At 34.4% G+C, this 10,295-nt stretch carries 9 protein-coding genes; 4 read left to right on the top strand and 5 right to left on the bottom strand.

From position 1 onward, the window contains the following. Positions 1-600: 600 nt before the first annotated feature. On the bottom strand, positions 601-1,506 hold the full coding sequence (locus tag BC781_RS20590; RefSeq protein ID WP_109621434.1) for a DUF697 domain-containing protein: 906 nt from the start codon (positions 1,504-1,506) through the stop codon (positions 601-603). A 388-nt stretch (positions 1,507-1,894) separates the two neighbouring features. Between BC781_RS20590 and BC781_RS20585 the strand changes: the two genes are divergently transcribed. Genes BC781_RS20585 through murI form a run of 3 tightly spaced genes read left to right on the top strand, consistent with a single transcriptional unit; the run spans position 1,895 to position 4,660 of the window. After that, positions 1,895-3,205, top strand: a complete 1,311-nt coding sequence (locus BC781_RS20585) for a hypothetical protein (protein ID WP_109621432.1) — start codon at positions 1,895-1,897, stop codon at positions 3,203-3,205. A gap of 31 nt (positions 3,206-3,236) precedes the next feature. Then, positions 3,237-3,836, top strand: coding sequence for a rhomboid family intramembrane serine protease (locus tag BC781_RS20580; protein WP_109621429.1), 600 nt, complete (start codon positions 3,237-3,239; stop codon positions 3,834-3,836). A gap of 23 nt (positions 3,837-3,859) precedes the next feature. Then, positions 3,860-4,660: a glutamate racemase gene (murI, locus tag BC781_RS20575; protein ID WP_109621427.1), complete on the top strand. Its 801-nt coding sequence runs from the start codon at positions 3,860-3,862 to the stop codon at positions 4,658-4,660. A 1-nt stretch (position 4,661) separates the two neighbouring features. On the opposite strand, the gene BC781_RS20570 is transcribed toward murI, so the two are convergent. Together BC781_RS20570 and tsaE are read right to left on the bottom strand one after the other, a co-directional pair. After that, complete coding sequence (locus BC781_RS20570; RefSeq protein ID WP_317047246.1) at positions 4,662-5,915, bottom strand: alanine dehydrogenase; 1,254 nt, start codon at positions 5,913-5,915, stop codon at positions 4,662-4,664. Between the two features lie 113 nt (positions 5,916-6,028). Next, positions 6,029-6,472 carry a tRNA (adenosine(37)-N6)-threonylcarbamoyltransferase complex ATPase subunit type 1 TsaE gene (tsaE, locus tag BC781_RS20565; protein WP_109621425.1) on the bottom strand — a complete coding sequence of 148 codons (444 nt, stop codon included), beginning with the start codon at positions 6,470-6,472 and terminating at the stop codon, positions 6,029-6,031. 168 nt (positions 6,473-6,640) lie between these two features. Between tsaE and BC781_RS20560 the strand changes: the two genes are divergently transcribed. Next, positions 6,641-8,089, top strand: a complete 1,449-nt coding sequence (locus BC781_RS20560) for a hypothetical protein (RefSeq protein WP_109621423.1) — start codon at positions 6,641-6,643, stop codon at positions 8,087-8,089. 47 nt (positions 8,090-8,136) lie between these two features. On the opposite strand, the gene cysQ is transcribed toward BC781_RS20560, so the two are convergent. Next, on the bottom strand, positions 8,137-8,910 hold the full coding sequence (gene cysQ, locus BC781_RS20555; protein WP_109621421.1) for a 3'(2'),5'-bisphosphate nucleotidase CysQ: 774 nt from the start codon (positions 8,908-8,910) through the stop codon (positions 8,137-8,139). 79 nt (positions 8,911-8,989) lie between these two features. After that, entirely contained in the window at positions 8,990-10,255 is a 1,266-nt protein-coding gene (gene cysN / locus BC781_RS20550) for a sulfate adenylyltransferase subunit CysN (protein ID WP_109621419.1), read from the bottom strand. Positions 10,256-10,295: the final 40 nt, after the last annotated feature.

Below are 10,295 nucleotides of genomic sequence, written 5' to 3'. Positions count from 1 at the left end.
ACTTACCTGATTACTACATAACTATTCTTTCAAAGAACTTTTGAGACTTTCTATCAGAATTTTAAAGCATTTAAAACTCTCAATCTCAATGTAAAAACTGACTTCTTCAGCCTCTATTTATTTCGTTTTCTGAGTCGTTTTCCTCAGAAGACGGATGCAAAGGTAAGAACTTTTTCTTTTCAACTCCAAAACTTTTTTCAAGTTTTTTTTTGGAGTGTTTTGAGAAGCATTTCTTCAAAACCTTTACGCATGACATTGTTTTACGTCTTTTCAGTGAACGTTTTCACTGAAGACGGCTGCAAAGATAAGAGATTTAATTTGATCTTTCCAAATCTAATTTTGTTAAGCGATTTAAATAAAGTGAACTGACTTCATTTTCAGTATTTAAAGACTTAAGCTTTCTCTTATTTCTTTAGCAAACTTGTGTTTGAACCTTGTTTTCCAAGCGTGCTTCTCGTTTGAAGCGGGTGCAAAAGTGAGGGTTTTATTTGGACTGTGCAAATATTAAATGAATAAAATTTCACTCATAACATTTAACACACTGATATTAAGCGATAAATTATAGACTAAGAAGAAGTATTATTATAAAATGGTTCATTCTTACGAGACCTTGACTTTCTTGTTCGAATTAAACTTTAAATTTAAAACAGCTTTTTTTACTACACTTGAGATACTCTGCTTCGCAAATAGTCTTGCACTCTTTCTTATTCCTTTTCTAGAAAACATTTTATCCTCTCCTTTCAAATAAGTTTTCGTTATGTAACCTATTCTTAGAGTTAAAAAAGCACTAAATGCTCCATCTAATGTAGAGTTTGCTATTTCTTTTATGAAGGGAATACCTTTTAATAAAGGAGATAAAGTCCCTGCCAATATTCCATTTTCAGCATCAAATAAATCGTCAATACTTTCTACAAGAAGTGCTGTGAGAAAAACATTAAGATATAATTTAGCCAATTGGTAGTAGGTAGGACGGAAACCTAATATTTTAATTAACTGAGTTACTAATTGGATATTAAAAACTAAACTTGTCAATGCATCGATTCGACCACTTTGTGAAACTGCTGTAGCGACAAAAACTAACTGGGCTTTTGCAAAAATAGCTTCATCCATCTGAGTAAAACGCTCATCGACATACTGTTTTAATAAGTTCTTTGTAGTCGTTATCTGCTCGACGCGGACAGTTTCTTGCAAAACTTGTTTTTGATCCTCATTTAAATCTGACTCATTCTTAAATTTTTCAGCCAACTGTCGAATTTCCTTACTTCTTACTTGTCCATCGTCTTCATAAAGAATGGACAAATCAAGAGTTGAGGATTTGAGAATGCGGTAAAGTGGATACAAAACACCTACATTCAGTAAAAAAAATAGTAGAAAATAAAAGAAATAAGCCAAACCTGAATGAATCTGATCTAATCTTTCACCTACAGAAATGATGTTACCTAGAATCACCAATAAGAACACCATTAGACCAGCTACTAACAAAGTATATAACTTTCGAACATTCATTTGTGATCAAACGCTTTTAGATTTAAACCCAATTTTACAGTCTCAAAAGTTAAATGGATGAGATTATAAAAGTCCATGAATACATTCTTGATACTTACATAGCGGGTAGAAAAATTCCATTATCTCCTAATTCTCATACCCAAAATAAGATTACACTTATTATTTCTTTTAAAGTGTTTCATTTCCCTATTCTTGGGATATAAAAAATCTAATAATTGATCGCTTTATTTTTTTTAATTTGCACCATAGTAAAAGCAATCCTCTTCAGAGCGTTGTAACAGATATAATTTAACAGTGCTGATCCGTGATAAGTTTATTTAGAAAAAACGACAATATTCTTTTTTTAATTATTGCTATACTTTTTGTCATCTTAAAGATTCCGTCATGGATGTATGATACTCCACTGACCAACCAAGAATTGATGCAATTCCTGATAGGTGATGCTCTGAGTAATGATAAATCATTGTACATTGATTTGTGGACAACTTACCCACCTTTATCTGCATGGTTTCATGAGCTTGTTTTTAATATTTCACAAGGAACATCTTGGGGATATGAGTTATTTTCTGTCTTGCTCATATTAATCCAAGCCTTCACTTTTAACTCATTATTACAGGCTAATGAAGCATATAATGAAAAAACGAATATCCCTGGCTTATTATACTGTATTTTTATGTTACTAAGTCCTGACTTCACAAGCTTACCACCTGTACTTATCGGACTAACCTTTTTATTACCAGCTTTAGGACATTCTTTACGCCCTGATGAAAATAATTCACCCTCAATTGCATTCAGAACGGGCATTTGGTTAGGTATAGCTTACCTTGCTTTTGCCCAAAGTATTTGGTTTTTACTGATGGGAATTATTGTCAATATTATTTACGGGAATGGATCTATCCGTATCATTACAGCCAAATTATATGGTTTCTTTTTCCCCGTAAGCGCAATTGCGATCTATCAATTCTTTTTTGGAGATATTACTGCATTCTTTGACCAATTTATTTTAGGGTCATTCTCCATTAAAAAACACATCTTACATTCTTTTGAAGAAATGTTTGCACTTGGTGTATTTCCGGCTGTTTGGTTAACGTTTGCCATCTTTAAAATATTCTCTGAACGAAATTACATCAACTTTCAAGTCAATATTCAACAGATATTTCTATTCTGGTTAATGGCAGCTTCTGTAGCTATCATGACCTCTTCTTCATATGCCATACATCAGTTTGCATTATTCGTTCCTGTAATTGCATTTTTCATTTCTCATCAGCTTTTACTAATCCGAAGAACTTGGATTGCCGAAACTATTTTCACTTTTGGAACACTTACCATTCTTTTAATAGGAATATGGAGTGTAAAACCCGATTCTCCATTACAAAAATTCATTACATATGAGAATATGAATGTAAAAAAAGCTAAATGGCAAAACCTTGGTGAGAAAATATGGGTTACTGGTGGTGCTATTGAATATTATGAAGGAAACCATGTTAGTCTTCCGTATATACAATGGGACTTGGCGTCTAAGGAATTAACACCTCCATTTGCATACGAATCTTTATCTTCTATTCAACGTAAGTTTATGAAGGATATGCCTCAAATCATTATTGATAAAGAAAATATCATTCCGATACTTTTTGAGAAGATTCCTCTGATTGCCTCTAAATATGAACAGATAGAACAACAAGTATATCAACTTAAATAGGTCAATGATTTAACTTTTATTTTTACACCCTATGAAAATTCAATATAATGCTCCTGTAGTACTTACATTCACATTTATAAGTGCTGCTGTTTTATTATTAAAAGAATTTGGTATAGATCTTACTTACTTTTTTTCTGTAGGAGGACAAATGAACTTCCTCGACCCAGTGGACTACATGAGACTCTTTACTCACGTAATAGGTCATGCAAATGTGGAACACTTTGTCAATAACTTTACTTTCATTCTTCTTTTAGGCCCTATTTTGGAAGAAAAATATGGCTCAAAAAGACTGTTTACAATGCTTGCCCTTACAGCCTTAATCACAGGTGTTCTAAACATTGTAATGTTTGACACTTCGCTCTTGGGTGCTAGTGGTGTAGTATTTATGTTTATTATCTTGAGTTCAGTAGTTAACGTTCAGAAAGGACACATTCCTCTTACCTTCATCTTGATTGCTATCATTTTCTTTGGACAAGAAATCTTTAATGTTTTTGCCAATGATAACATTTCACAATTTGCTCATATTCTAGGAGGTATCTGTGGTTCATTATTTGGCTTTGCATTCAGCAAAAAGAATAATTCAGAAATACCACCAAGTATTGAGTCTGAGAACTTATTTATGCAAGAATAGTCGAATTCAAAAAGGAAAATCAAATGGGAATTGTGGAGGAAAGTACTAATCCTATTGGGGTCTTTGACTCTGGATTAGGTGGACTTTCAGTTTGGCGTGTTTTACAAAAATCATTACCCTCTGAAAATTTCATATATGTGGCAGATAGTAAACACAGTCCGTACGGAGATAAAGAAGAGGTTGAAATCATAGAAAGATCACTAGCCATTACTGACTTTCTTCTTTCTAAAAATTGTAAAATGATTGTTGTAGCCTGTAATACAGCAACTGCAGCAGCTATTCAAACTTTAAGAGAAACTTACCCTACAATTCCTTTTATAGGTATGGAGCCTGCTATAAAGTTAGCGGCAACAAAAACTAAAAATAATAGTGTTGGCGTACTAGCTACAGCAGGTACCCTTAAAGGAAAACTATACCTAGAAACTAGTCAGAAGTATGCTTCCCACGTACATACCAATATTCAAGCTGGAAAGGGATTAGTCGAGATTGTGGAAGAAGGTAAAATTGGTACAGTAGAATGTCATGAACTTCTGAAAAAATACATTCAACCAATGTTAGATGATAAAGCTGACCAAATAGTACTTGGCTGCACTCATTATCCTTTTTTATCTGAAGAAATTCAAAAAATCACGGGACCTTCGGTCTCGTTAATAGACCCTGCTCCTGCCATCGCTAAACAAGCAGAAAGGATTTTAAATGATAGTCGATTAAAAACTAATAATGAAAATCCTTCTATTACTTTTTATACAAATGGTAATATTGATCGTTTAAAAGCACTTTTAAATTCTATTCAGAAGAAGCCTACTGAAATTCTTTCATTTTAAATTACCCCATTCGGGTCTCCATACTTGCTGCTAAAATGAGGTTTAGATCCTTAGATGACATCCCGTATTGTGAAGCTAATACATCATTGGTCATACTCCCTCTGTAAGCATAAACACCTTTTGTAAAACCTTGATGAGCTAACATCAATTTCTCTACACTACCTGTTTCAGATAACGAAATAAGGTATGGTGTAAAAATATTACTAATAGCTGCCGTAGCTGTTTGAGAAACTCTAGATGCAATATTAGGTACACAATAATGAATCACTCCATACTTTTTGAAAGTAGGATTTTGGTGCGTTGTTGGTTCTGAAGTTTCAAAACAACCTCCATGATCGATACTCACATCAATAATAATTGCATTTTCTTTCATCTTGGACACAACCTCTTCAGTCACAACTGTAGGACATCGCCCTTGATTATTTCGAAGTGCTCCGACTACAACATCTGCACGACTAATTGCATCCTCTAGCATGAGGTTGTCAATTGCTGATGTGAACAGGTGAAATTGACCTAATTTCTCTTTTAGTCTACGAAGTTTATAAATATGATTGTCAAAGACTTTTACCTCAGCACCCAAACCAGCAGCAGTTCTGGCGGCGTATTCAGCAACAGTTCCTGCTCCTAGAATAACTACTCGCGCTGATGGTACACCTGTAATTCCTCCGAGTATCACACCTCTACCACCTTTGCTATTACTCATATATTCAGCAGCTACAAGCATAACCGTACTTCCTGCTATTTCACTCATAGCACGAACAAACGGTAATCCTGCGACTCTATCTTCTATATAATTGAATGCTACACAAGTCAGCTTTTTCTGATTAACAGCTTTGAGGTATTCTTTGTTGAGTGAGTTGAATTGCAAAACAGACACGACAGTCTTGCCTTTTCGCATAAAGGAAATTTCCTCTAATGTTGGTGGATTGATCTTGAGAACAATATCAGACTTGAATACGTCCTCATGATTAGAAGTCATGATAGCTCCAGCATCGGCATATTCTTGATCAGAATGATTAGCTCCTATACCTGCACCATTTTCTACCCTAACCTCAAACCCATTTGCAGTCAACACAGTTACTGCTTCAGGCTTAATCATCACTCGTAGTTCTTCCAAGTCTGTTTCACAAGGTACTCCAATTGTCATTCGATTACTTTTACTTACAGCTTCCTCCACCAACAATTCTTGTGGTGTTAATGAAAACTCTTCCTGTCTTGACAATCCCTCCTTTTTATCTTTTTCACCCATCATCATACTTGTGTTTTTAAAGTTTTGAAGTTAGTACGGAGTACACTTGAAAATAGAATAGTTATAAACTACATAATTAATCTCAAAAAAATACCTTTCTCGAGTAATATCCTAGCTATCTAATCTTGAATTTTTGATACTTTTATTTGTCTTCTTGATTCATCAATTGCCTCAATCTCAATCAATAGATATTCATCAGGTATAAAAGATGGAATTTTTGATGGCCATTCAATTAAACATAAATGCCCTGATGAAACATATTCCTCAAAGCCAATATCTAAAGCTTCCTCTTCCTCCCTCAAACGATAGAAATCAAAGTGATAAAATGTATCATCTGCTGATGCATATTCATTCACTATAGAAAATGTAGGGCTATTCACTAAATCAACCACTCCATAAAGATCACAAATCTCTTTGATCAAAGTTGTTTTACCTGCCCCCATATGCCCTTCAAACAACCAAACTGTTTGGTCTTGGGCAAACTCAGCTATTTCTTTTGCAACTCTTGGCAAATCCTTCAATCCCCTACTCTCTAATTCTAAAGTCTCCGTCTGTTTCATCATGCTACAAAATAACTAATTTTTTATGTATCAAGATTCTATAAAAATTGAGCTAAAAAGAAATTATCCGTAAAAAACTTTATAAATACCAAAAAAATCCATGCTATTCTATTAATTTTAAGCTCTACTTGCTAGAATACTGCTATTTTTTGTAGCCCAAAACAATTAAAAATGAAGAAATTCTCGATGCTCTTGTTGTGTGTCGCTTTTTTACAAGGATGCATACCTATAGATGACAGCCTTAGCCCTGTTGCCGAGGAAATAAGTATTCAAGAACAATACGCTTATTTTGATTCACTAATTCTCAATCTGACATACACTGATAATTTCGGACTCGACTCTGCTCATATTAGTATTAATAAAAGCTTCACTTCTCCCGAAGATAGATTAATCTGGAGAGTTGATTCTGCAATTGACATCAATGGAAGAAGACAAAGCAAACGCATTCCATTAGCAATTCCTGCATACTCTCAAAAAGGCTTATACTCTCTTACAGTTTCAGCTTTTGATAAAGCAGGTAATGAAACGCCATTAGCTTATAATTTCGAAATAATAGGTGACACAAGCGCCCCTGTTTTTGAAGAATTAGCGCTTAATCTCACTCAGGTTGATGGAAAATACGCTGCTAGACCCAATGATGAAATTGAAATTTCAGGTCTAGTGAGTGATGATCTTCATATTTCTAGCTTAACATTTGTACTTCCACAAGTTTTCCAAACATTGAGAGGTTCTGCTAAGCAAATTGATATTGCCGAATTACTTAGTAATGTAAGTTCACTAAGAGCGCCTAATAGTATTTCTACAGATGCTCTTGAAGAGGATTTTTCAATTAGTCTTGTTGCAACAGATACATTCAATAATTCGGTGGAAAGAAACTTAGATATACTTTTAGATCTTCCTCCACAATTATCTATTGAAGAAGCAAACCTTACTATGGATGAAAATGAGGTTTCAGTTGTTGAAAACTCTCCGTATACCATTTCAAATTTTAAGGTTATCGATAATGACTCTATTATTTCTGTTAGAAAAACAGTAAGAAAAAGTAATGGAGAGGAAGAAGTTTCAGAAGCAGTTATCAATGAAATAGATTCAATCAATCTTGCTGATTATATTTCTCTTGAATTCACACCTACATCTGCTGTTGGAGAAACAGAAGAGATTACTATTGAAGTTGCCGATAATATCGGAGGTTATGAAAAAGGAAGTATAAAGTCCTTTAATCTCTACATAACAAGCGATGCACTTCCTAAAATGAATGAGGAGGGAATATACATCAATAATGAACTGAAAGGACTATACAGTAATTTAAGTTCTCCGACGATTGTATCGAGAGGAAATGAAATAGAAGTAATAGGGAAAATCTCAGATGATATCGGGATAGAATATTTAGAAGTCTATTGGCAAAGAATGGATGTAGAAAGCCAACCTATCTTTACACTAGAGACTAATGCCAACTACATTGATTTAAAAGAAGTACTAAAAGATATTTATCCAATTACAATTCCTAATGCGGCTAAATCTGGAGAAATATATGTACTAACAATCAATGCTCGAGACATCAATAATGGATCAGATGCGGAACGAACAATTAGCAATTCATTCTACTTTGAAATTCTGTAAAAAAGAAAAAGGTGAATCATCTTAAGATTGATTCACCTTTTTTATTTTTATATCGCTAAGAATTCTGGATTCAGAAGATTTTCTTTATTGTAAACCAACTCAGTCCCGTTGGCTTCCATATTATAAACTTTATAACCTAGCACACTCAATACCGCATGGGCAGCAGCTGTATCCCACTCCATTGTAGGTGCAAAACGTGGATATAAATCTGCCTTATCTTCAGTTAGCATTAAGAATTTAAGTGAACTCCCCATAGATACGGTCTCTGGCTCACTCAACTTCTCAATATATTCACGCGTTTTGTCATTTAAATGAGATTTTGAAGCAACAACTCTTAATCCTTTCTGATTGAGATTAACTGCTTTTGACTTTGAAAGCTCTCTTATCTCCCCATTTCTTTTTACAAAAGCTCCATTCTCTATACTTCCCCAAAAAACTTCTCCAAGTACAGGCGTAGACACAACTCCACCTACCGGTGTATCTTTATGTATTAATGCAATGTTTACGGTAAACTCTCCGCTTCTCTTAATAAACTCCTTTGTACCATCTAATGGATCAATCATCCAAAAGTATTCCCAATCCTTTCGATCTTCATATGAAATATCATTACCTTCCTCTGAAAGAATCGGTAATCCTGTTTTTTCAAGAATTCCTACGATCGCGTAATGGGAAGCTTTATCTGCTTTTGTCAAAGGTGAATCATCGCCTTTTACCTCTACTCCAAAATCATCGCTTTCATATACCTTCAATATTTCTTTATCTGCATGAGAAGTTGCTTCGATTGCTACCTCTATAAGATCTTTAATTTCTTGAGTTGTCATTTTTAAGGTTGTAATTAATGGGAAAACAACAAGAGACAGCCTATTAGCTGCCTCTTATCAAAACTTCTTTATTCAAAAATTATTTCGATACAATCATACCTGCTGCGACAGTTTCGTTTGTTGTATCATCAACAAGAATCAAACTACCTGTTTCACGGTTACGATTGTAAGGATCTACCATCAATGGTTTGGTTGTACGAAGCTTCACTCTAAAGATATCATTCATTTTGATCTCTTTATCGTCTTCGATACGGTGAAGCGTATTGATATCTACTTTATACAATACTTCTTTCATCATACCTTTTACTTCATTTGAAGTATGCTTCACTGTATACTTTCCTCTTGGAAGTGGACCTTTATTATTCAACCAACACATCATTACATCAAGGTCTTGAAGCATTTCTGGTTGATTTTGAGTACGAACAATCATGTCTCCACGACTGATATCGATCTCATCTTCCAAAGTTAGAGTTACAGATAATGGAGGGAATGCTTCATCGATTTCACCATCAAAAGTATCAATAGACTTCACTTTAGATGTAAAACCTGAAGGAAGAACAGTTACCTCATCACCTGGTTTAAAAATACCACTTGATACTCTTCCCGCATAACCTCTATAATCATGGTACTCATCGCTATGAGGACGAATTACCGTTTGTACAGGGAAACGACAATCAACAAAATTGTGATCGCTCTCAATATGAATCGTTTCCAAAGTATTTAGAAGTGTACCACCTTTGTACCAAGGCATATTTTCTGAAGGCTCTACAACATTGTCTCCTTTCAAGGCACTCATTGGTATAAATCGGAAATCTTTAATCTCCAACTTACTAGCGAAATCTTTGTATTCTTCTACAATCTTATTGAAAGCAGCTTCATCAAAGTCTACTAAGTCCATTTTATTCACACAAATACATACGTGTGGAATTTGAAGGAGAGATGCAATAAAAGAGTGACGCTTTGTTTGCTCAATTACTCCTTTACGAGCATCTACAAGAATCAATGCCAACTGAGCTGTTGAAGCTCCTGTAACCATGTTTCTTGTATATTGAATATGACCTGGAGTATCCGCAATGATAAACTTACGTTTTGGTGTAGCAAAGTAACGATATGCTACATCAATTGTAATACCTTGCTCTCTCTCATCCTTTAGTCCATCAGTAAGGTGAGCCAACTCTACGTGCTCTAATCCTTTACGCTCACTAGAACGCTTTACCGCATCTAACTGATCTTCAAAAATTGACTTTGAATCGTATAGCAAACGACCAATCAAAGTACTTTTTCCATCATCTACACTACCCGCTGTGGTAAAACGAAGCAGCTGCATATCTTTATATTCAGACATTTGTTTCTTGAAATAGATTGTTAAACTGAAAAAGTAAAAG

The sequence above is a fragment of the Sediminitomix flava genome (assembly GCF_003149185.1).
GTDB lineage: Bacteria > Bacteroidota > Bacteroidia > Cytophagales > Flammeovirgaceae > Sediminitomix > Sediminitomix flava.
The sequence above is the reverse complement of the archived record's forward strand: the minus strand, read 5'-3'. Positions and strand labels throughout refer to the sequence as shown.